Source organism: Aeromonas sp. QDB30 (assembly GCF_027707645.1).
Taxonomy (GTDB): Bacteria; Pseudomonadota; Gammaproteobacteria; order Enterobacterales; family Aeromonadaceae; genus Aeromonas; species Aeromonas caviae.
Genome location: NZ_JAPCIY010000002.1, coordinates 110,377 through 133,014 on the forward strand (window position 1 = coordinate 110,377; position 22,638 = coordinate 133,014).

The following is a 22,638-nucleotide window of genomic DNA, read 5'->3' on the forward strand; positions in this document are numbered from 1 at the left end:
TTACACATTTCGAGGAGAGAATGCGCGCCGGCTAGTTAATCAGCCCTGATTATGTTCGCAATGCTTCACCTCACGATGAATCCTGCCAGTACCCGCATAACCTTCTTCTGATTTACTCGCCTTGAGAACCGTTCAGGCTGTCTGCCTGCGTTGCCCGGCTCTCACGGTGCAGACCCGATCTGCCCACTCCCAAGTAGCATCATGCATCCGCATGGTCCTTGGCGCCTTCCTTGAAAGTGCAGACGCCCCTGAACCGGGCTGGGTATTCCTGCGCGCTCGTCCGCCATCGTGCTGACCGCGCCCATTGACCTGACATTTGCCAATACAAGGAGCAAACACTTAATTTATATAGAGAAATACCATGATGAAACACGTACAGATACGCAAACCCCTGCGTCGCAGCAAACCCATCAACCTGCCCGTGCAAGAGCACGACGACGATGCGTTCCTGATCCAGTTCAGCACCCGCTTCAGCGGCGGCTTCGCCATCTCCTGTGATGGTATCGCCGGCGAGTTCTCCATCGAAGAGCTCAACTGACTTTGCCTACCCAGGCAGCGCCCGATGCAGACAGGCCGCAACTCACGGCGGCCTCCTTGCCTGACGTCATAGTCTGCATGGCCCCGCTCCCAGAGCGGTGGCTAGACCCCGCAAGTCTCCTTGTCCGGCGCCTCCAGCAGCAGGCACTCCTCCTCGCCGGCCCCCAACCTGACCCGTTTGCCCTGACTCAGCCCCAGCTTGGCGAGTAACCGGACCGAGCGCTCATTGCCCGGAGTGACGATGGCGACCACCCGCTCGATGCCGAGCCGTTCGCGGCCATCTGCCATGGCCGCCCGCGCGGCCTCGATGGCATAGCCCAGGCCGCGCCAAGCGGGCAGGAAAGCATAGCCGATGTCTTCACAGGGCAGGGTATCGCGCTTGATCAGACCGCAGATGCCGAGCCTGGCCCCGTCTTCCCGCCGCACCACCAGATAGAGTCCGTGACCGTGGCGGGCATAGCTGACCGCAGGCCCCTGCTGGATGTAGTTTTCGGCATCCGCCAGGGTACGCACCCCGCGATCGCCGATGTAGCGGTGAAAATCACCATCGTTGAGCAGTTCGAGAATGAAGGGGGCATCGACAATGGTCAGTTCGCGCAGTTCCAGGCGCTCGGAGAGGATCATGACATGGGCTCGTTCGGCAGAGAGAGTGTCCAAGACTGCTCTCGCCCCGTCCCCTTGGCAAGACCCGGAGGATATTTTCGCCCCGGGAGCCGCGTCCCCGCTATACTGCCCACCCCATGGAACAGGCAGGAGAACGGCCATGACCGATACCCCCGAATTTTTTGATGAAGAGACACTGCTGGAGATGGTGGAGAACCAGCTCGCCGAGGGCCACCCCCTCCAGGTGAAAGCCACCCTGATGCGCCTGGTGATGAAGGGCACCCCGCGGGAAGAGGCGCTGCAATACATCGCCTGCGCCCTGGGCGCCGAACTCATGGCTATGGAGGCCGAACAGGGCCCCTTCAACCTCGTCCGTTACGGCGAGTTCCTCGACAGCCTGCCCGAGATGCCCTGGGCCGAATGACCCGGGCCGATTAGGCAAGCCCCGGCGCCAGCCATTATCATTACCGCCACCACCAATGACGGGAGTATGGGGATATGCGCTGGCAAGATCGCCGTGAGAGCAACAATGTGGAAGACCGACGCCAGCAAGGCGGCGGCAACGGGGGCGGCGGCCTGCCCATCGGTGGCAAGGGGCGTCTGATCCTGCTGGTGGTGGTCATGGTGGCGGGGTACTACGGCGTGGACCTCGGCCCCCTGCTGCAGGATCCGGCCCCGCAGAGCCAGCCCCAGCGTCAGAACTCGTCCCAGGCTGCAAACGATCCCCTCGCCCGCTTCACCTCGGTGATGCTCGCCTCCACGGAGGACGCCTGGGGTGAGATGTTCCAGCAAAGCGGCAACCACTATCAGGCCCCCAGACTGGTGCTCTATCGCGGTGCGACCCGCACCGGCTGCGGCCAGGGGCAGTCGGTGATGGGGCCCTTCTACTGTCCGGCCGACAGCACCGTCTACATCGATCTCTCCTTCTATCAGGACATGCGCGACAAGCTGGGGGCCGACGGCGACTTCGCCCAGGGCTATGTGATCGCCCATGAGGTGGGCCACCACGTGCAGAACCTGCTCGGTATCTCCACCAAGGTGCGCCAGCAGCAACAGGGGCTGAGCCAGGTCGCCCAGAACCGGTTGTCGGTCAAGCTCGAACTGCAGGCGGACTGCTTCGCCGGGGTCTGGGGCCACTACATGGAAAAAGAGCAGGTGCTGGAGCGCGGCGATCTGGAAGAGGCGCTCAACGCCGCCCAGGCCATCGGCGACGACAGGTTGCAGCAGCAGGGTCAGGGCCGGGTCGTTCCCGACAGCTTCACCCACGGCACCTCGGCCCAGCGCCTCACCTGGTTCAAACGCGGTTTTGACAGCGGCAAGCCCGCCAGTTGCGACACCTTCGCCGCCCGCTGAAGGGGGCAAACGCAAAGGGGCCGATTCCTCACGGAGCCGGCCCCTTTCCTTTCTCACCCGAGGGGGTCTTCCCTCATTCGGGATCCTCCGCCAGCAGATCGGTGAAGACGAAGCCGTCTCGCAGCACCGTTTCCCCCACCCGGATGGGCAAGGGATGCAGGAACATGGGGCCGTCCCAGGCCAGGGTGTGGAACTCCCCGTTCTCGCCGCAGGGATCCACCCCGGCGGGCAGGGCAGCCAGCAAGGCCGCGTCAAACTCATGTCCGCCGAGGGTGGCAGGCAGCTTGCCCGGATCCAGGGTACAGACCCTGGCCTTGAGCCCGGCGTCGATCATCGCCTGCGCCAGCTCGGTCGTGTCGCTGCCCCAGAGCGGGAAGAGCGGCGTGATGCCGGTCCCCGCCAGTTGCCGCTCCCGATAGGCGCGCACATCCTCAAGAAAGAGATCCCCGAACGCCATGTGGTAAATGTCCTTGGCCTGCACATCGGCGATGAAGCCCGTCATGATGCGCCCATACTCCTCGTTACTGCAGGGCCAGGGCAGGTCGATGGTGGTCAGCGGCAAGCCCACACACTCAGCCTGTGCCAGCAGCAACTGCTTGCGCACCCCGTGCATGGCCACCCGCTCGAACGCCTGGTTGAGGGTGGTGAACAGCCCCACCACCTCGATGGCCGGATCCTGGCGCAGGCGATGCAAGGCCCAGGCGCTGTCTTTTCCGCTGCTCCAGGAGAGCAGTACCTTTTTCTTCGTCATGATCTCTCCAGCTACTTGCAGCACCGTGCTGCAAGACAGTGTTGCGAATTGTGCGATTTACATTGCGGGACACAAAAGCATACCCTCGTGGGTGAGCGTATCCCCGCAGCACACCGGGGAGAATAACTAAAAAAACGATGGGAAACATAAGGATATGAGTAAAGTCAGCACATCGCACGACCACGGTCGCCCCCTCAATCGACAGGATTACAAGACCCTGAGCCTAGCGGCGCTGGGCGGCGCCCTCGAATTCTACGACTTCATCATCTTCGTCTTCTTCGCCGTGGTCATCGGCGAGCTCTTCTTCCCGGCCGACATTCCCGAGTGGCTGCGCCAGTTCCAGACCTTCGGCATCTTCGCCGCCGGCTACCTGGCCCGCCCCCTGGGGGGCATCATCATGGCCCACTTTGGCGATCTCATCGGCCGCAAGCGGATGTTCACCCTCAGCATCATCCTGATGGCCTTGCCGACCCTGCTGATCGGCCTGCTGCCCACCTACGCCGTGCTCGGCATCGCCGCCCCCCTGCTGTTGCTGCTGCTGCGGATCCTGCAAGGGGCCGCCATCGGCGGGGAAGTCCCCGGTGCCTGGGTCTTCGTGGCCGAGCACGTGCCCGCCCGCCGGGTCGGTGTCGCCTGCGGCACCCTCACCGCGGGGCTGACCGCCGGCATCCTGCTCGGCTCCCTGGTGGCGACCGCCATCAACCGTGGCATGAGCCCGGGGGATGTGAGCGACTGGGGCTGGCGTCTGGCCTTCGTGCTCGGCGGCGTGTTCGGCATCGTCGCCATGTACCTGCGCCGCTGGCTGCACGAAACCCCGGTCTTCGCCGAGATGCAGGCCAACAAGTCCCTGGCCGAGGAGCTGCCCCTCAAGACGGTGCTGCGTGAACACAAGGGCAGCGTCGTCGTCTCCATGCTGCTGACCTGGCTGCTCTCCGCCGGCATCGTGGTGGTGATCCTGATGACCCCGACTTATCTGCAGAAGGTCCACGGCATCAGTCCGGCCGATGCCCTGACCGCCAACTCCCTGGCCATCGTCGCCCTCACCCTGGGCTGCATCGTCTATGGCCGCCTGATCGATGCCATCGGCAGCGGCCCTACCTTCATCCTGGGCTCCCTGCTGCTGGCCGGCGCCACTTATACCTTCTACCACAGCCTGGCAGCCGGCACGGATCAGCTGGTGCCCCTCTACATGCTGGCGGGCTTTGCAGTGGGGATCGTCGGCGCCGTGCCCTACGTCATGGTCAATGCCTTCCCGCCGGTGGTGCGCTTCTCCGGGCTGTCGTTCTCCTACAACGTGGCCTACGCCATCTTCGGCGGCCTCACCCCCATGCTGGTCACCCTCTGGATGAAGGAGGACGTGCTGGCCCCCTCCCACTATGTGGTCAGCCTGGCCGCCCTCGGTTTCGTGCTCGGCATCTGGCTCTGGCTGCGCCAGCGCGGCCAACGCCAGGCAACCCCGCAGGCCGCCTGATCCTTCCCAAGCAAGCCCCGCACTGTCGGGGCTTGTTCTTTGCGGATATTATCGACCGGGTGGCGGTCCGCTGCGGACCTGCCAGCTCACCCCAATCCGTCCACCTGCCCGAGGTCCACTATGTTCTTCCAGGTCATCTTTCTCGCCTTGCTGGCCCTGCTGCCCATGGTCAACCCGCCCACCACGGCCACCCTGCTGCTGGGACTGAGCAAGGGCATGTCCCGCGAGCACATTCGCCGCCAGATCAACATGGCCGCCCTCTATCTGTTCGCCACCCTGTGCGTCAGCTTCTTCATCGGATCCTCCATCCTGGATCTGTTCGGGATCTCCATTCCCGGCCTGCGCCTGGCCGGTGGCCTCATTATCGCCTTCATCGGCTTTCGCATGCTGTTCCCCTCGCCAAACCAGTCTGCCGGGGTCGAGGCCAACCAGAATATCGCCTTCGTGCCCCTGACCATGCCCAGCATGTGCGGACCCGGCACCATGGCGCTGGTGATCAGCGGCGCGGCCCAGATCGCCGAGCTGCCGGCCGAGGCCGATCGCGTCGTCATCTATGCCGCCATGGTCACCGCCTTCGCCCTGATGAGCCTGATCAGCTGGGGTGTGCTCAAGCTGGCAGATCCCGTGTGCAAGATCCTGGGTGCCACCGGCATCGACGCCATGACACGCATCATGGGTTTCCTGCTGGTGTGCATGGGTATGCAGTTTTGCATCAACGGCGTCAAGGAGGTGGCGCAGGATCCCGTCTTCCATGGTCAGGTGATGGAACAACCCGCTGCCGCCTTGCCGTCCCATGCCGGATCCACCGCCTTCGATCATCTCGCCGTGCCGCGCAAGCCCTGATTGAAAACGGTGTCATTTTTCGTGCAAATCCCTCCTGATCTTGCGCCTGATCATATTGCCTTCATCTTGATGGGGTAGTCTGGTTTTTGTACAGGCAGGGTTCAGAAGGTTGCCGCTAGCGTGGCATGTGCTGAGCCCATTACTTGAGGAGATATGCAAATGGAAAAGATGCTGACCGAGATTGGAAGCTACAGCCTGTTTCATGAGTATCTGAATGTGGTCGGTGCCGCCAGCCCCGCGCTGACCCGGCTCAAGACAGGATGGGAGTTCAAGCGAAAGGATCGCCTGCTCGCCCAGATAAGGGTGGATGACCACGGCCACGCCCGCTTCTTCATCGACGCCCGCGCCATTTCGGTCAACTGACCCGAGCCCTTTCCCAGCCCCGGCGCCTGCTGGGGCTTTTTATTGCTTGCGCGTTCCAATAAAAACCCCGGCGCCGGGCCGGGGTTTACAAAGGTGTGTGACCTTACTGGGTGCCGCCCACGGTGAGCTGATCCAGCTTGAGGGTGGGCTGGCCGACGCCGACCGGCACGCTCTGCCCCTCCTTGCCGCAGACCCCGACCCCGCGATCCAGCGCGAGATCACGGCCCACCATGGAAACCTGGCTCATCGCCTCGGGGCCGTTGCCGATCAGGGTCGCCCCCTTGATGGGCGCGGTGATCTTGCCATCCTCGATGAGGTAGGCCTCGGAGGCAGAGAAGACGAACTTGCCGGAGGTGATGTCCACCTGGCCGCCACCGAAGTTGGGGGCGTAAATGCCCTTCTTCACCGAGGCGATGATCTCCGCCGGATCGTACTGACCCGCCAGCATGTAGGTGTTGGTCATGCGCGGCATCGGCAGGGCGGCGTAGGATTCGCGGCGGCCGTTGCCGGTGAGCGGTACCCCCATCAGGCGGGCATTCTGCTTGTCCTGCAGGTAACCCTTGAGAATGCCGTTCTCGATCAGCACGTTGTAACCGCCCGGCGTCCCCTCGTCGTCGATGGAGACGGAGCCGCGCCGACCCGGCAGGGTGCCGTCATCGACGATGGTGCAGTGTTTGGAAGCCACCTGCTCGCCGATGCGCCCGGCAAAGGCGGAGGAGCCCTTGCGGTTGAAGTCCCCTTCCAGACCGTGACCCACCGCCTCGTGCAGCAGCACACCGGGCCAGCCGGCACCGAGCACCACCGGCATGGTGCCGGCCGGGGCGTCGATGGCCTCCAGGTTGACCAGCGCCTGGCGTACCGCTTCGCGCACATAGCCAAACGCCCGGCTCTCGAGCCCGTCCAGCTCGAGGAAATGGTCGTAACCGAAGCGGCCACCGCCCCCCGCGCTGCCGCGCTCACGGCGATCCCCCTTCTCGGCGATGACGGTCACCGAGAGGCGCACCAGCGGACGCACGTCGGCGGCCAGGGTGCCATCGGTGGCGGCCACCAGGATCTCTTCATAGACCCCGCTGATGGAGGCCATCACCTGATTGATGGCGGGATCCAGGCTTCTGGCGAACTTGTCCATCTGCTCCAGCAGGGCAATTTTCTGCTGCTTGTCGAGGGTCTGCAGGGGATCCAGCGCCGGGTAGAGCAGGTTTGCTTCGGTGCGAGCCCATGCTTTTACCTTGCCCTGCGCACCGGCGGCGGCGATGCCGCGAGCGGCAGTCACCGACTGTTGCAGCGCCAGCAGGCTCAGCTCGTCCGAGTAGGCGAAACCGGTCTTCTCGCCGCTGACGGCGCGCACCCCCACCCCCTGATCGATGTTGTAGCTGCCATCCTTGACGATGCCGTCCTCCAGCATCCAGGACTCGTGCCAGCTGCGCTGGAAATAGAGGTCGCCGAACTCCACCTGATGGCTCATCAGGCTGCCGAGCAGCTGTTGCAGCCGCCCTTCGTCGAGATCGTTCGGGGCCAACAGGGAGGCACTAACCTGGCTCAATAGACTCAAATCTTTCTCTCCACTCTCATGCGAGATGTCGTAACGGTTAAATCCACGGCCGCGGGCTCACAACAGGCGGGCGTGTTGCAGCACCGGCATGGTGCGTTTCAATTCATCGACCAGGGCCCCATCCAGCGGCGCCAGCACAGTGCCCTGCCCCGACGCCCGACAGGCCAGCACCCGGCCCCAGGGGTCGATCACCATGCTGTGGCCCCAGGTCTGACGCCCTGTCTCGTGGGTGCCCCCCTGGTTGGCGGCCACCACGTAGCACTGGTTCTCGATGGCACGGGCCCGCAGCAGGGGCTCCCAGTGCGCCTCGCCGGTGACGGCGGTAAAGGCGGCAGGCACCAGCAGCACCCGGGCACCGGCCCGGGCCAACTGGCGGTACAGCTCGGGAAAGCGCAGATCATAACAGATAGAAAGGCCGAGGGGACCAAAGGGGGAGTCCACCAGCACAGGCTGATCACCCGGGCTGAAGGTCTCCGACTCCCGGTAGCGGCCGTGATTGTCCGCCACGTCCACGTCGAACAGGTGGATCTTGTGGTAATGCCCCTTGAGCTCGCCGTCGGGATTGAACACCAGGGTGCTGGTGTGGATGTGGTCGGCACCGGCGATGGCGGTGGGCATGGCCCCGGCCACCAGCCAGATGCCGTGGGATTTGGCCCAATCAGAGAGTTGCTGCTGGATTGGGCCATTTCCCAATGGCTCTGCCCCGTCCAGATACCCCTGCCGCTCGCCAAAGAGGGCGAAGTTTTCCGGCAGCAGCACCAGCAAGGGGCGCTCCCCGGGCAGACTCGCCAGCTCGGCGGCGATCCGCTCCCGGTTATCCTGCCAGGTACGACCCGAAATCAACTGCATGGCGGCTAGCCACATGACACGCTCCTTCTGTTGGGCGAGCCGGTGGCAGAAGGCCTCCTCGGCTCGCAGGGCAATATCCGCACTCTTCTGTTGGGCGAGCCGGTGACACAAGGCCTTCTCGGCTCGCGGGGCAATATCTGCACTATGAGGGGTTTGGCGGCCGGGGGAAAGTCCCCCAGCCCGGCGCTGGCCCTCAGCGCTGACCCGAGCCCTGGTGCTTGGGATCGAGCAGGAAGGGGGTGACCTCCTTGGCGGGCAGGCCGGGCGCCACCGCATCCACCGCATCCTTCTGGTGCTGGTTGAGCTTGATGCGGGCGCGATCCCGCCCCGCCTCCACCAGCCTGGGGGCGTCCAGCGGGCCGGAGACCCGAAAATCGATGCGGGTCACCACGTCCACCACGGGCTCCAGCAGCTTGGAGAGGGCCAGCACATAGAGCCCGGTGATGGGGGTCAGGGAGAAGGCCGCCACCACCGGCAGGGTGCCCCCCAGGTTGGGGGAGAAGCTCAGATCAAAGTCGAGCCGCCAGCGCACCAGATCCGCGATGCCCTTGCCCCGCAGGTTGCCCGCGGCGCCCTTCATGTAGAAGTCGTTGTTCTCCACCACCCCCTGATTGACCTTGGCGGAGGCGGACATGGACTCGAAATAGAAGCCCTTGTCGAAGACGTCGCGAAAATCGAGGCGCAGCTTGCGCATCAGGGAGTCGAGGCTCAGCAGGGAGAGCAGTCGGGCCCCCTTGTCGTTGACCTCCCGCAGGGTGCCTCCCTCCAGTTGGTAGTCGGCGCTGCCCGCCAGAGTCGGCAGGCTCAGGCGGTAGGGCACGTCACGCCAGTTCAGATCCAGCGCCAGCTTGCCCGGGGCATCCCCGATGGGCGAGGTGTAGCCGAGCCGCTTGAGCAGCAGCTCGCTGTTGCGGGTCTCGAGGTTCACCCTGGCACGGGTCTGCATCTGGCTGCCACGGGCCAGCCACTCGGCGCTGCCGCGCAGGGTGCTGCCCGCCAGGCGCATCTCCAGTCCCTTGAGATCCAGCCGGTTGGCCCCGGGCAGCAGCTCCCCCTTCACCTCACCCAGGGGCAGCTCGCCGAAGCGGCAATCCACGCAACTGAAGGTGAGCCAGGGAATGGCATTCATGATGGCCCTGTCCTGGCGCTCATCGGGATCCGGGCTGAGATCGGTCCCCTTGCCGGACCAGTAGATGCGGGCAAACTTGGCATCGATGGGGCGCCCATCGGCCACCGGCACCCGCACCACCCCCATCACGTCGGGGCTGTCGATCATCACCTCGGTGGCCTGGTTCACCGGCCCCAGGGTGAAGTGCACCGCCTTGAGACTGGCACTGCCGATGTCGGCACGGGCCAGCTGGCCATCCACCCACCACTCCTGGGGCAAGAAAGAGGGGCCCACCACCGCATTGTCACTCGGCGCCGAACCGGCCGGCAGCCACTGCTTGAAACGGGCCAGCCAGCCGGCCACGTCCGCCTGCTGCTGGTTGATGGCGAGCAGCATGGGCTTGTCCTGCATCACCCGCGCCCCGGGCTGGCCGATGTTGACCCGCACCCGGCTGAGATAGGGGACGCCGTCGCCGTACACCAGGCGGCTCTGCATGTCGATGTCCGCCCCCAGCACGGCGCGGATGTCGGCGCTGCCATCCCGCCCACGGGCCGTCACCTTGAGGGGCAGCCGGGTACCCGCCGCCTTGGTCAGGGGCACAGGCAGATCCAGCCCCATGCCCTGCAGGTTGGAGTCCAGCGCCAGCTGGAAGCTGAACGCCTTGTTCTCGGGCAGGGTCAGCCCCAGAGTACCGGACCAGTTGCTGCGCCCCTGGAGCATCTCGAGGGCCGGTATGTCCCGGCGCTGGCGGCGGCTGTCCCACTGCCCCTGGAACTTGAGATCGGCCTGATAGCCGTGGGGCAGTTGCCGCCCCTGATAATCCAGGGTCAGCGGCTGGTTCCACAGGCTGGCCTTGAGGTTGTGAATGCGAGTCTGCTCGTTGTCATACTCGAGCGTCCCTGCGACCCCGTCGAGGGGTAGATCCAGGGAGGCGATCCTCACCTTGTTGTCCTTGAAGCTGGCTTCCCCGCTGGCCTTGACCTCCCCCTCGCCATCCAGCGGTATGTCGAGCTTCACCGTGCCCTTCATGGGGCCGCGGATCTCCACCTCCCGCAGCGCCTGACCGACGGATCCCCCCAGCGGCGAGTCCTGCAAATAGTCGCTGATGGCCTTGCCCTCGCCCTCAACCCTGGCATCCACGTAGAGGTGAGCACCCGGATAGAGGTCCGGGATCCAGGCGTGCACCGAGTCGGAGCTGGCCTTGCCGAGCTGGGTGGCGCGGCTGTTCATGTCGAGGCTGGCGTTCTGGAACAGCAGATCGATCTGCAGGTCGGTCAGCGGCTGCCAACCCGGGAAAAACTCGTAGGTGGCCTGTTGCAGCGGCACCGCCACCTGGAAGACGCCCTTGCCGTTGTCGTAGGGGAAGTCACGGAATTCGCCGTACCAGAGCAAGTCTGCCCCCTTGGCCTTGCCCCCCTTGATGGCGCCGCTCAGGTAGCTCACCAGCCCCTCATCCATCACCGCCAGGGGGTAGTAGCGATCCGCATGGGCCGCGTTCTTGACGTCGATGCGCCCGGTCAGGGCGAGGAAGGGGTGCTCGAACAGCTCGAGGCGAAACCGGCTGGCGAGGCGCAGATCCGGGTTGTCCAGGGCAATGTCCTGGCCATAGAGCACCCAGCCTTGCGGCGCCCGCCACCAGTCGAGGGCCGCACTTAGGCTGTCCACCGGGATGGGTTCCTTGAAGTGGCGGGCCGGATCCACCTTGCCCTTGCCCAGGGTCAGGCGGGCACGCCCCCCGTTCGGGGTCAGCCAAAAGTCACCGTCCAGCTTTTGCAGGCCGGGCACATCATGCCAGGCCCGGGTCCCGAAGCCGCGCAGTTGCCCCTGCAAAGAGAGCCCCTGCCAGTCCCCGTCGGCTTGCAGGACCAGCTCCTGCAACTGGCCCCTTGGCCGGGTGCGCTTGAGGGTCTCGGTCAGCTCGGGATAGAGGCCGGAGACCAGCTGGCTCAGGTTGGCAATCTGGTCGAGATCGATGGCGGGCACATAACCCTGGATGCGTGAGCCGATGCGCTCGAGCTGCAGGCGGCTGTGCAGCCAGGTGGCGCCATCGAGCTTGAAGGTGACGTCGTGGCTGGCGAGCTGCCACGCCTCGCCGTCCCGGCGCAGCTGGATCTTGCCCCCCTGCAGGTCGAGGCGGTGCGGCTCCCCCTTGATCTCGTCTTTCCAGATCAGGTGGTTGTTGCCAAAGGCCAGCAGGGAGTTACCGAGCCTGCCCTTCTCGAACTCGCTCCAGAGCTGGAAGTCGAGCTGGCCGCTCACCGGCGGCGCGCCGGCGTGGATCCTGGCCAGCATGGGGCTGATGTCCAGCTCGCTGGCCCCCAGATAGAGCTGGCCCTTGAGACGGTCGAGCCGCACCTCGGGGGCATCCACATCGATGATGAGGTCCAGGGTGCTCTCCCCCACCCCGTTGATGAGATAGGCCTTGCCGACCCCCTGATGCCGCTTGCCGCGGTTCTGCCAGCGCAACTGGGCGATGTCGAGGGCGCGCACCTCCCCCAGTGCCGTGGTGAGGCTCAGGCGAGTGTCGTGAATGTCGAAGGTGGAGAGCTGGGTCAGCAGGAAGCGCAGCAGGGCCTCCTGCTGGTTCGCGCTCTTCCCGCTGACGGGGGTGGCGGGCTGGGTCATGTCCAGCGCGATGTTGCCGTCGCTCAGGATCAACTGGCCAAACACCGGTCTGAGTTCGTTGAGGGAGCGCCAGAAGTCGAGGTGGGCCCACACCTTGCCAAGGCGCAGGGAGAAACGCCCCGAATCGGGGGCGATGGCCAGTCCTTCCAGCCCGATGGCCGGGCCGCGGGGAGTCCACTCCAGCCCGACGTGATCCACGCTCACCTCGAGCTGACTCTCCCCGAGCAGGGTCCCTATCACAGCCGCCCGGTGCTGGTTGAGCAAAGGGCCGCCCAGTCGTACCACGCTGACCAGAACGGCCAGCAGCACGAAGAAGACTCCGAGGGCCAACCAGCCCCGACTCAGCCAGCGATAGACCAATTACATCATCACCACATCGAACTGTTCCTGCCCACAGAGGGGCTCGGAGACCACCCTGACCTGCTTGCCGATGAAGACTTCAAGCTCCGCCAGACTGTGGGACTCCTCCCCCCGCAGGTAATCGGCCACCGAGGGGGCCGCATAGACGGTGAACTGATCCGCGTCGTAGGCGCGGTTGACCCGGATGATCTCCCGCAGGATCTCGAAGCAGACCGACTCCACCGTCTTGACCCGGCCACGCCCCTTGCACTCGGGGCACTCGGCGCAGAGCACGTGCTCCAGGCTCTCCCGGGTGCGCTTGCGGGTCATCTCCACCAGCCCGAGCTGGGAGAAACCGTTGACGTTGGTCTTGGCCCTGTCCTTGGCCAGCGCCAGCTCCAGGCTGTGCAGCACCCGGCGACGGTGATCCTCGGACTGCATGTCGATGAAGTCGATGATGATGATGCCGCCGAGGTTGCGCAGGCGCAGGTGACGGGCGATGGCGGCAGTGGCCTCGACGTTGGTGTTGAAGATGGTCTCTTCCAGATTGCGATGGCCGACGAAGGCCCCGGTGTTGATGTCCACCGTGGTCATGGCTTCGGTCTGATCGATGATGAGGTAGCCGCCGGATTTCAGCTCCACCTTGCGCTCCAGGGCCCGCTGGATCTCGTTCTCCACGTCGTAGAGATCGAAGATCGGCGACTCGCCGGTGTAGTACTCCAGCTTGTTGGCCAGCTCGGGCACGTACTCCTCGGTGAAGCGCTTGAGCTGATCGAAGCTCTGGCGCGAGTCGACCCGGATCTTGTCGAGCTCGGCACCGACGAAGTCACGCACCACCCTGAATGCCAGGCTGGGATCCTCGTAGAGGATCTTGCAGGGGGGATACTTCTGCTTGCGCTCGAGGATCTTGCGCCACAGGCGCTTCAAGAAGGCGGCGTCCTGCTCCAGCTCCTGCTCCCCCACCCCTTCGGCGGCGGTGCGGATGATGTAGCCGCCCAGTTCGTCCACATAGCCGGCCACGGTGCGCTTGAGGCGCTCGCGCTCCGCCTCGGATTCGATGCGCTGGGAGACCCCCACGTGGGCACTGCCCGGCATGAAGACCAGATAACGGGATGGCAGGGTGATGTCGGTGGTGAGGCGGGCACCCTTGGTACCGAGCGGGTCTTTGACCACCTGTACCATGATGTCCTGCCCCTGGCGCACCAGTTCGGCGATGTTGCCGGCCTGGAACTGCTCCTTCTCCTTGATCGCCACGCACTCGGTATGGGGGACGATGTCGGAGGCGTGCAGGAAGGCGGCCTTGTCCATGCCGATGTCGACGAAGGCGGCCTGCATGCCGGGCAGCACGCGGCTGATCTTGCCCTTGTAGATGTTGCCCACGATGCCGCGCTTGGCCTGACGCTCCACATGCACTTCCTGCAGCAGACCGTTCTCGACCAGGGCGACCCGGGTTTCGGAGGGGGTGACGTTTACCAGCAGTTCTACCGACATAAGTTACCTTGCCTTTCTAGTTTTGAATTCTGGCACGACGAACAACGGGTAACTCAGCAGCGCACTGCTGACGAGAGGATTACCGGGTCTGCTCGAGGTGCTGCTTGATCAACAGGTCCGTCTCCAGCAGGGGCAGGCCGACCACGGCACTGTAGCTCCCCTCGAGGCGACTGACGAATTTGCCGGCAATGCCCTGGATAGCATAAGCGCCCGCCTTGTCGCACGGCTCGCCGGTGCGCCAGTAGGCTTCGATCTCGGCCTCGTCCAGCTTGCGAAACGCCACGTTGGTGGTAACCAGTCGCACATCGCACCGCTCCGGGGTGGCCAGGGCCACCGCCGTCATCACCTGGTGTACCCGCCCGGAGAGGGCTTCCAGCATGTCCTTGGCGTCCAGCAGGTCGGAGGGTTTCTCCAGCACCCGCTCCCCCAGCACCACTATGGTATCGGCCCCCAGCACAGGCAGCGCCGTGGGCGCCGCGGCCACACCGGCCATCGCCTTGTCGCGGGCCAGCCGGCAGACGTAATCCTGGGGCTTCTCACCGTCGTTGCGCAGCTCCGGCACATCTAGCTTGAGGACCTCGAAACGGTAGCCCAGGCGGGTCAGAAGCTCGTGCCGGCGGGGGGAGCCCGAAGCGAGATAGAGTTGCAGTTCGTTGTGCTTGTTCATACTTCACTCAATGAGACGATGCGCAGTTACAATGCGTTGTTTTTATTCACATTTACTTGATATTGAAGCGACGCCGCACCTTGCGCAAGACCATAAAAATCCAGGGCCATATTAACATCGTCGTCAACGTCGACCAAAAGTAGGCGAAGTTGAGGCTGGCCCGGCTGAACAGATGCTCCGCCCAGAACACGGTGATCTTCCCCACCAGGGAGAGCAGACCGATGATCAGCGCCTGCTGCCAGAGGGAGAAGTTGCGGATCTTCTGGAACTGGAAGGCCGCCAGGTAGGTGGTGATGGCCATGGCCATGGCCCGCACGCCGAGGGTGCTGCCGAGCAGCACGTCCAGCAGCAGGCCCGCCACCCAGGCGGTGCCGACGTTGGTCCGGTGCGGCAGCGCCAGCGCCCAGTAGATGAGCACCATGGCGAGCCAGTCCGGACGGAAGGGTTCGAATTGAAAGGGAAGCGGCAGGATGGAGAGGCACAGGGCCAGCAGGATCGAACACCAGATCCAGATCCTGCCGCTGGCGGGTTGCAGCATCAGCGCGTCGCCCCCGCCGCCGAGGTTGCCGTGGCCGCCGAGGCGCTCGCCGCAGGCTCAAGGGCATCCTTGTCGTGTACTTCCGGTTTCTTGTCGGTCCACAGCAGCAGCAGGTAGCGCAGACGATCCAGCGCCACCAGCGGCTTGGCCTCGATCTGGGCGAAGGGCTTGCCCTCCACGTAGTCGGAGCGGGTCACGGTCGCCACCGGATAACCTTCCGGGAAGCGGCCGCCCAGGCCCGAGGTGACCAGCAGATCGCCGACCTGGACGTCGGTGTTGCGGGGCAGGTTGCGCAGCTCCAGCTTGTCCAGCTCGCCGCTGCCGGAGGCGATGGCGCGCAAGTCGTTGCGCAGCACCCGCACCGGGATGCCGTGGCTGGAATCGGTGATGAGCAGGACGCGACTGGTGGTGGAGCCCACGTGGAGCACCTGACCGACCACCCCCTGATCGTTGATCACCGGCTGGCCGTTGTAGACGCCATCCAGCGCCCCCTTGTTGATCAGCACCTGATGGCTGAAGGGGTCGGAATCCACCGACAGCAGCTCGGCCACCATCTTGCGGGACTCCTTGTGTACCGGCGACCCCAGCAGCTCGCGCAGACGCTGGTTCTCGTGCTCCAGCTGATCCATCTTGAGCAGGCGCGAGCGCAGGGTGAACAGTTGCTGCTCCTGCTGCTTGGTCTGCTCGATGAGATCGGCGCGGGTCTGCACCTGGGTCGACATGGTGTCGAGCAGGGTGCCGGGGGCGTTGGCGATGTATTGCAGCGGGCTCACCAGGGAGCTCAGATAAACGCGGACATGGCTGAACACACCGAAGCGGGAATCCGCGACGATGGCAGCGACGGAGATGATGACGGCGAGAAACAACCGTAACTGAAGCGAAGGGCCTCTACCGAAGATGGGTTTCATGAGTCGTCAAAAAAGAGCCGGCGCTCGGCCGGCTTTGGGTCTTATTCGTAGTGGAACAGATCGCCACCGTGCATATCGATCAGCTCCAGCGCCTTGCCACCGCCACGGGCGACACAGGTGAGGGGATCTTCAGCCACGACGACCGGGATGCCGGTCTCTTCCATCAGCAGACGGTCGATGTCCTTGAGCAGGGCACCACCACCGGTCAGCACCATGCCGCGCTCGGAGATGTCGGACGCCAGCTCGGGCGGGGATTGCTCCAGGGCCACCATGACGGCGGAGACGATGCCGGAGAGCGGCTCTTGCAGCGCTTCCAGGATCTCGTTGGAGTTCAGGGTGAAGCTGCGGGGCACACCCTCGGCCAGGTTGCGACCGCGCACTTCGATCTCGCGCACCTCTTCGCCCGGATAGGCGGAGCCGATCTCGTGCTTGATGCGCTCGGCGGTGGCTTCCCCGATCAGGCTGCCGTAGTTGCGACGGACGTAGCTGATGATGGCTTCGTCGAACTTGTCGCCACCGATACGGACGGACTGGGAGTAGACCACGCCGTTCAGGGAGATGATGGCCACTTCGGTGGTACCGCCACCGATGTCCACCACCATGGAACCGGTCGCTTCGGAGACCGGCAGGCCGGCACCGATGGCGGCAGCCATGGGTTCATCGATCAGGTAAACCTCGCGGGCGCCGGCGCCCAGAGCGGATTCCTTGATGGCGCGACGTTCCACCTGGGTGGAGCCGCAGGGCACGCACACCAGCACGCGCGGGCTGGGGCGGAAATAGTTGTTGTCGTGAACCTGTTTGATGAAGTGCTGCAGCATCTTCTCGGTCACGTAGAAATCGGCGATCACGCCGTCTTTCATCGGGCGAATGGCGGAGATGTTACCCGGGGTACGACCCAGCATCTGCTTGGCGGCATGACCGACAGCAGCGACCGATTTGGCGTTCCCGCGCTCTTGGCGAATGGCGACAACTGAGGGTTCGTTAAGGACGATCCCTTGATCTTTTACATAGATCAGGGTGTTGGCAGTTCCCAAGTCGATCGACAGATCGTTGGAAAAGACGCCTCTGAGCTTTTTGAACATGGCTACGGGAAATCCTAAGAATTTGGAGGTGCAGAAAACCGGCTAACTTTACCAATGCCCACCCCAATGGGCAAGCGCTCAAACTGTCGCCAATCAATCAGGCGCGACAAAAATGCGAGTCATCACTCACCCGCTCAGGCCGACAAACACTACGAAACAAGGAGATAAGACGCCACTGTACAGCAATGCGTCTATCTCCCCGTGTCAGCCCGGATGTCAGGGCATCACTTCGCGGCGGTAAATAATTCTGTCATTGCCCCTATCCCGGCCAAAGATGGCCTCTCCCGCCTGAGTAAGTGGATCCGACAGCCAGAGTGGCCGTGATGGCTGTTTCGACAATTCCACCTTGTAGGGGATGCCAACAACTTTATTTGGTACTGGTACTAGCGCAGAGAAATGAAACAGGATCTCACCTTTGTTTGCCGTCGCTACACTGGCTGGCGCAGCCAGACCACTGAGCGTCAAAGTGCTACTGAAAGATTGCGGCGGCATGGTTCCTGGTACCTGACCCGTGACCTCATAAGAACCATTATTGAGACTGATCTTGTGCGTCGGATCCAATGGAACAAAACCTCCTTTGGCAAGAGATAGCTGTGTACAAACATCCGCTTGGTTGATTTTCCACGCCGCTCCTTCGAAATACTGCACCTGCAACGGCAGCATCAGAGGGGCGCTGGCGACCCCTTGTCTGGTGCTGGCCAGCACTCGGCCGTAACGCAGCTCCTGAGTTCCCAGCCGAATGGCGTTACAACCAACCCCTTGACATCCCCCCGCAACGCCGGGGTTCATATCAGCCCCTGTCAGTACCGTTTCCCCCCCGTCTTTGTCATCCATTCGCAGGCCGATATCAAGCAGGGAGAGCGGCTCTTCCGGGGCTGCCCCCCGATCAAATCGGGTATTATCCCGCTGATCCACCGTGGCAACGCCATCGATCCAGCTCAGAGAGGGAGACATGGAGAAGCGTGTTGAACGGTCCACCCCGTCGAGGGCATTGGCCGCGACCATCTGTGCAATTCCCTTGGCGAAGCCCTCTTTATAATTCTGCGTGGTTACTCCCTGATTGTTACGAGCCTTGATAATAAAACCACTTTGGAAGGGCTGGCTCATATAAGTAAAGATGTTACAGGCAGGTGTGATAAAGCCGCCGCTTAAGCTGTAATCCCAGGGCACGAAGCGCCCCACCGGCACACTGGTGGCGGCGGGAATGGTGGAACCGAAGTAGCCTGAGGTCGGCGGTGTCGCCGTCATCTGGAAGACTCCGACCTCGTTGAGCGACTGGGTGACGGCATTGAGGTTGTTGCTGGCCGTGATGGCATGGTCATAACTCAGCTTGCTGACCACCGCCTCGACCCCGGGCTTGGGGGCCACCAGCTGGCTGCCAAGCGCTATCTTGGCCAGTGTGAAGTTGGGGGTCGCCAGATTGCCGCTGCAAAAATCGCTGTCGTTATCGGCCTGCCAGGCCACGGCGCCGATATTCAGCTGGAAGTCATCGCCCGCCTTCTTGAACACCGGACAGCTGACATCCCCTGCCGTGCAGGCCCCTTGGGCAGGGGTGATGCAGAGCCCGACCGGGCGGCTGACGAAGAGATCCGAGCCCGTCATCACCAGACCCGCCGTGTCGCCGCTGCCATCGTGGCGGGCGTTGAGCCGCATCTGGCCCGCATCCGGGTAGCTGACCGTCAGGGTCGCCTCCCCTTTGGCATCGAAGCTCAGGTTGCTGAGGGTGGCCGCCCCCTGCGCGGTGGCGATGGCGCTGCCGTTGACCATCACCCTGCTGCCGAAGGTGTTGGTCGCCGGGCTGACGTAGTCGCTCCAGAAGCTGACGGCTTTGCTCACGTTGGCGAAGCTCGGCACGCACTGCTGGGTCACATTGTCTTTCCTGACCGCCTTGAGCTGCACCTGCTGGGGTCTGTTGGCCAGGGTGTCCAGCACGTCAAAGATGAAGCCGCTGTCGGCGAAGCTCAAGGTACAGGCGGCGGCGCTCAGTGCCCCGCTACCCGCCCGGCACAGGGTTCCATGGAGGAAGCCGGGGGTCGAACTTGAGACCCCGATGGTCACGGCACTGGCCGTATTATTACGCAGCTGGGCCGAGGTCGAGCCCCCGCTGAAGACCACCTGATTGCCACCGACCCAGCCATTGCTGCCAGAGCTGGGAGAGAGGCTCAGGGTAGCGCTGACCTGCTCGGTGACGAGCTGGGAACAACCCGCGTTGGCGCAGGCCTTGATGACCACGGTCTCGGGGTTGCAGGTGAGCGCCTGACCGGAATGGGAGAGTTCGAAGTGATCGAGCTGGCTTCCCCCCGAGCCGCCGCCGCAGGTGATATCGCCAAAATCGACTTTGTCGACCGCATCTTGTACAAACTGGAAGTTGTTGCTGCCGCCCAGATCGACGCTGCCGCCGGCGGCAACTGCCCCCCTCAGCTCCGAATTACCGGTCATCTTGACGTCGCCCGCTACATAGAGGATGCCATTGATACGGACCTGGCCCACCACGTTGAGCAAACCCTTGACATAGATCAGCAGGTTTTCCGGTGCACCACCCACGTTGAGCTGGGCATTGTTCAAGGTGAGTTCGTTGAAATAGAGCCGTGCCGTCACGCCGGTGGTAACCAGCGCAGCGTCATTTCCGAAGCTGCCTCGATTGAAGTCGTGATCGCCAGGCGCAAAGACGTTGCTGTTATTCGGTGCCCCCGTGCAGGTGGTCACCCCCTTCTTCTCCTCGCAGCTGAGATCGCCGAGCGGCGGCTCCAGTATGCCGGGTGGAGGGGTCATGATGACCCCCCCAGAGGGGGGATCGGTAAAGATGTTTTTGCAGGTGGACGATGGGAGCACTGCATCTCCCTTGTTGATCACGCTATTATCCCTGACTTCCAATGCTCTAGACGTGATCCGGCCAGTCAGGGTCGCTTGGTTGCTCAGGGTCACTTTGCCACCCGCATAGAGGTAACCAACAAAAGAGCCGCTCTGCATGGCGAAGTCGCCGTAGCTGACCCAGATCAGGTTCTGCTTGCCCCCCGCATTGAGCGAGAAATTGTTTTGCAAGGTAGGGGTATTCTTGACGAAGATCCGGGTCAACGCCTGATCCACACTCTGCAACTTGATGGTGGTGCTATCGAGGGAAAGCGTCTCGAAAAAGTGATCTCCCGGTCCCAGGGTCAGGGTGCCACCATTGCTCATGGTAAGGCTCTTGACCTGGTAACCGGGCTGGGCGGTCATCGTCAGCTGACAACCACTGCTGGTGACAGTGCGGTAGTCCTTCTGGCTCAACGCCGCGCTACCGTTGTTGGTACAGGCGAGATCCGTCGTGGAGCCATTGGTGGGGAAAGCATTGTTCCCTGTCAGGCTGAGCCCAGCAATATCCCGCCCCGTGACGGCGCAGACCTTGTAACCCCCTTGGCCATCGTCACAGTTCTTGGTGTTGTTTTGGTTAGCGCTGATGGAGCAAAACGCCAGCTTGTTGCCGCCGGTACCATTGATTTTTGGCTGATTAACTTCGCTCAACTGAGGATTGGGCACGTTAGTACAGGCCGCTGCCTCCACCCCATGATGCCCCTGCACCACGGCCGGGAAATAGGTGCTGGTATTGATGGCATCAAAGGCGCCACTCATACCGCTAAACAACCCCAACAGGCCGCAGAGGATAGCGCGGACCCAAGCCCGGGCCGTCGCAGACTCCCGAAGACTCAAGGGTGAACCGTCACCAGCACGCTTCTGTCTCAAGGTATGTCTCCATCAAAGGCTTCCGCTTCCACTGTTCGGCTAACAGCAAAATCCGGGTTCGGGCTGTTCAGATCCTGATCGCCGCAACGCCCTTCGCTGCGAAGCCGGTAGCCGGTCTGGGTGGTTCCGGCCGCACTTACGACCACAGTTGTGCAAAACAACCGTGCCTGGCAGTTAATCAGACCTGGATCCGGGGGGAAGGTAATTGGGGTAGGAGGGGGGTTAGTGGCAACACAGCGCAGCTCGCTTCCGCCACTCGCACTGGCATTCCAACTGCCATTGGGATAGAGCCGATAGAGCGCTATCTCCAGTCCGCTCTGGGCCGCCATCAGGGCCCGCACGCCACGCACCTCGACCGTATTCTTCTCGCCGCTGTCCACCAAAAAGCGGCCCATGGCCGCCGCCAGCAAGGCCATGATGACGATGACGAAGAGCGCTATCATGATGGCGCTGCCGCGCTGGGCCCGCCTACTGGTGGGGAGCGGCTTAAGGAACATTGAGCACCTCCAGCTTGTGGTTGAAGCTGACGCTCTCGCCGCGCTGCTCAAACACTAGCCGCAGCCCCACCTCGCTCGGGCTGAAGGCCGCGGGATCCCGATAGAAATAGGATTCGGTGGGCCGAATATGTTCTGCCATCAGGACGGGTGCGGATCCACTGTACCGCATCAAGGCACCTTGGGCGTCAATGCAATAACGCACCTGCTGGTTGGCAAAATAGATGCGTTTGGCGGGAGATTCCCCATCAAATACCCTATCCACCACTACAGTCCCTATCCCGTTCACTGCGTTCGGTGGCGGCACCTTCACAGCCGCCACACAGTCGCCATAGACGCATCCCGTTTCTAAGCCTCCATCTCCTGTGATGGGATACACAACGGCCCAATCTTTATAAGTAGGAAGTTCACTGGCGGATGAAGCCACCAGCGTTAGCTCGAGGCCTTCTGCAACGGGTTTATTGAGGCTCAGATAACGGCTGACGGTGGCAATGGGCCAGAAGCGCAGGCAGGCGCCTTGTCCCCCACTATTAGAAGCCTCCACTTGCACCGAGCCGGGCACCGCATCGCGCAACTCCCGATTTAGCCGCTCCATGGCGAAGCGAGCATCGCTCATCAGTTGCTCGCGGCGGCTGGCATCCCCGTAGATCTGGGTGCCGATGCCGATAAACTGGCTGGAGAAGGTCGCCATCACCCCGAGCAGCAGGATCACCATCACCAGTTCCACCAGGGTGAAGCCCCGCCCCCGCCCAGGTTGGGCGCAGGCTCGATGAGCGAAGCCTGATCGGACGCGGTAACGGGGTGTGGTCACAGCTGCGTCATCGAACGCGGCATCACGGGAGTGCGGCTGGTCCATCAGTAGTTCCCCCGATAGAGGGCAAACGCCAGCTCGCTCTCATCCGGCAGACGCACTGTCAGGGCGACGCGCTTGCCGATAGACTCGGCCCCTGGCCCGGTGCTGCCAAACAGGGTATCCGGGGTGACGGCGATCCTGATCTGATAGTGGCGATACTCCTGGTCGCTGACGCCCTCGGCATCCGTCTGGGTAAACAGGTTGGCGTCCACCCAGTGACCCCCGGTGTCGAAATCGTCCACGTCGTTGAAGAGGCATAGGGGCGGGTCTCGCCCCCCTCCGGGCCGTAGTCGGCGCTGGCGGTGCAGGGGGGATAGGTCATACCAATCGGATTAAACATTAGGTCAGTTTTATCCAATCTCGGCTACAAAGTGACATCACCCGCTCCACATCGGCAATAAAGTGCTTCCAGGCCGATGTGCAGGCATCAAGGATGTCGTCGTAATCCTTGAAGCTGCGATTAGCCAACACATGCTGACGAAGCCAGCTCC

At 63.2% G+C, this 22,638-nt stretch carries 20 protein-coding genes and 1 pseudogene; 6 read left to right on the top strand and 15 right to left on the bottom strand.

What is annotated here, in order from left to right:
• Positions 1 to 361: 361 nt before the first annotated feature.
• Positions 362 to 538, top strand: a complete 177-nt coding sequence (locus tag PG896_RS01280; RefSeq protein WP_010672653.1) for a hypothetical protein — start codon at positions 362 to 364, stop codon at positions 536 to 538.
• A 101-nt stretch (positions 539 to 639) separates the two neighbouring features.
• Here PG896_RS01280 and PG896_RS01285 read toward each other — a convergent pair whose 3' ends face one another.
• On the bottom strand, positions 640 to 1,161 hold the full coding sequence (locus PG896_RS01285; protein WP_270835324.1) for a GNAT family N-acetyltransferase: 522 nt from the start codon (positions 1,159 to 1,161) through the stop codon (positions 640 to 642).
• 139 nt (positions 1,162 to 1,300) lie between these two features.
• Here PG896_RS01285 and PG896_RS01290 point away from each other — a divergent pair, with 139 nt between their 5' ends.
• Positions 1,301 to 1,564: a hypothetical protein gene (locus PG896_RS01290; protein WP_104455135.1), complete on the top strand. Its 264-nt coding sequence runs from the start codon at positions 1,301 to 1,303 to the stop codon at positions 1,562 to 1,564.
• A 74-nt stretch (positions 1,565 to 1,638) separates the two neighbouring features.
• Complete coding sequence (gene ypfJ / locus PG896_RS01295; protein ID WP_109111810.1) at positions 1,639 to 2,493, top strand: KPN_02809 family neutral zinc metallopeptidase; 855 nt, start codon at positions 1,639 to 1,641, stop codon at positions 2,491 to 2,493.
• Positions 2,494 to 2,566: 73 nt separating this feature from the next.
• Here ypfJ and PG896_RS01300 read toward each other — a convergent pair whose 3' ends face one another.
• The gene (locus PG896_RS01300) at positions 2,567 to 3,244 is read right to left on the bottom strand and encodes an adenine nucleotide alpha hydrolase (protein ID WP_201957082.1); all 678 of its coding nucleotides are present in this window, start codon (positions 3,242 to 3,244) and stop codon (positions 2,567 to 2,569) included.
• Between the two features lie 154 nt (positions 3,245 to 3,398).
• Between PG896_RS01300 and PG896_RS01305 the strand changes: the two genes are divergently transcribed.
• From PG896_RS01305 to PG896_RS01315, 3 genes are all read left to right on the top strand, one after another.
• On the top strand, positions 3,399 to 4,715 hold the full coding sequence (locus PG896_RS01305) for an MFS transporter (protein WP_039040437.1): 1,317 nt from the start codon (positions 3,399 to 3,401) through the stop codon (positions 4,713 to 4,715).
• A 120-nt stretch (positions 4,716 to 4,835) separates the two neighbouring features.
• Positions 4,836 to 5,558 (top strand): MarC family NAAT transporter, encoded by a 723-nt coding sequence (locus tag PG896_RS01310; RefSeq protein WP_201957079.1) that lies wholly within the window; start codon positions 4,836 to 4,838, stop codon positions 5,556 to 5,558.
• Between the two features lie 159 nt (positions 5,559 to 5,717).
• Positions 5,718 to 5,921 (top strand): hypothetical protein, encoded by a 204-nt coding sequence (locus PG896_RS01315; protein WP_161469777.1) that lies wholly within the window; start codon positions 5,718 to 5,720, stop codon positions 5,919 to 5,921.
• A 103-nt stretch (positions 5,922 to 6,024) separates the two neighbouring features.
• Here the strand turns inward: PG896_RS01315 and tldD are convergent, their stop codons facing one another.
• From tldD to PG896_RS01380, 13 genes and pseudogenes are all read right to left on the bottom strand, one after another.
• Positions 6,025 to 7,473, bottom strand: a complete 1,449-nt coding sequence (gene tldD, locus PG896_RS01320) for a metalloprotease TldD (RefSeq protein WP_069652309.1) — start codon at positions 7,471 to 7,473, stop codon at positions 6,025 to 6,027.
• A 57-nt stretch (positions 7,474 to 7,530) separates the two neighbouring features.
• Positions 7,531 to 8,337 carry a carbon-nitrogen hydrolase family protein gene (locus tag PG896_RS01325; RefSeq protein WP_052815368.1) on the bottom strand — a complete coding sequence of 269 codons (807 nt, stop codon included), beginning with the start codon at positions 8,335 to 8,337 and terminating at the stop codon, positions 7,531 to 7,533.
• 178 nt (positions 8,338 to 8,515) lie between these two features.
• The gene (locus PG896_RS01330; protein WP_270835320.1) at positions 8,516 to 12,415 is read right to left on the bottom strand and encodes a YhdP family protein; all 3,900 of its coding nucleotides are present in this window, start codon (positions 12,413 to 12,415) and stop codon (positions 8,516 to 8,518) included.
• Positions 12,416 to 13,885 (bottom strand): ribonuclease G, encoded by a 1,470-nt coding sequence (gene rng, locus PG896_RS01335; RefSeq protein WP_010672637.1) that lies wholly within the window; start codon positions 13,883 to 13,885, stop codon positions 12,416 to 12,418.
• A 79-nt stretch (positions 13,886 to 13,964) separates the two neighbouring features.
• Positions 13,965 to 14,552 carry a Maf family protein gene (locus PG896_RS01340; protein ID WP_010672636.1) on the bottom strand — a complete coding sequence of 196 codons (588 nt, stop codon included), beginning with the start codon at positions 14,550 to 14,552 and terminating at the stop codon, positions 13,965 to 13,967.
• A gap of 52 nt (positions 14,553 to 14,604) precedes the next feature.
• Positions 14,605 to 15,090, bottom strand: coding sequence for a rod shape-determining protein MreD (gene mreD, locus PG896_RS01345; protein ID WP_010672635.1), 486 nt, complete (start codon positions 15,088 to 15,090; stop codon positions 14,605 to 14,607).
• Positions 15,090 to 15,998, bottom strand: a complete 909-nt coding sequence (gene mreC, locus PG896_RS01350) for a rod shape-determining protein MreC (RefSeq protein WP_029313545.1) — start codon at positions 15,996 to 15,998, stop codon at positions 15,090 to 15,092. Before mreC ends, mreD begins: the two co-directional genes overlap by 1 nt.
• A gap of 41 nt (positions 15,999 to 16,039) precedes the next feature.
• A complete protein-coding gene (locus PG896_RS01355; RefSeq protein WP_005308111.1) occupies positions 16,040 to 17,080 on the bottom strand; it encodes a rod shape-determining protein in 1,041 nt (346 codons plus the stop codon).
• Between the two features lie 216 nt (positions 17,081 to 17,296).
• Positions 17,297 to 20,689, bottom strand: a complete 3,393-nt coding sequence (locus PG896_RS01360; RefSeq protein WP_270835321.1) for a DUF6701 domain-containing protein — start codon at positions 20,687 to 20,689, stop codon at positions 17,297 to 17,299.
• A gap of 107 nt (positions 20,690 to 20,796) precedes the next feature.
• Positions 20,797 to 21,297: an MSHA biogenesis protein MshP gene (locus tag PG896_RS01365; protein WP_372587656.1), complete on the bottom strand. Its 501-nt coding sequence runs from the start codon at positions 21,295 to 21,297 to the stop codon at positions 20,797 to 20,799.
• Positions 21,287 to 22,150, bottom strand: coding sequence for a PilW family protein (locus PG896_RS01370; protein ID WP_113978235.1), 864 nt, complete (start codon positions 22,148 to 22,150; stop codon positions 21,287 to 21,289). Before PG896_RS01370 ends, PG896_RS01365 begins: the two co-directional genes overlap by 11 nt.
• Positions 22,150 to 22,389 carry a hypothetical protein gene (locus tag PG896_RS01375; protein WP_270835322.1) on the bottom strand — a complete coding sequence of 80 codons (240 nt, stop codon included), beginning with the start codon at positions 22,387 to 22,389 and terminating at the stop codon, positions 22,150 to 22,152. Before PG896_RS01375 ends, PG896_RS01370 begins: the two co-directional genes overlap by 1 nt.
• 97 nt (positions 22,390 to 22,486) lie before the next feature.
• Positions 22,487 to 22,638 (bottom strand): annotated as a pseudogene (locus PG896_RS01380) (IS630 family transposase); the annotation flags it as partial.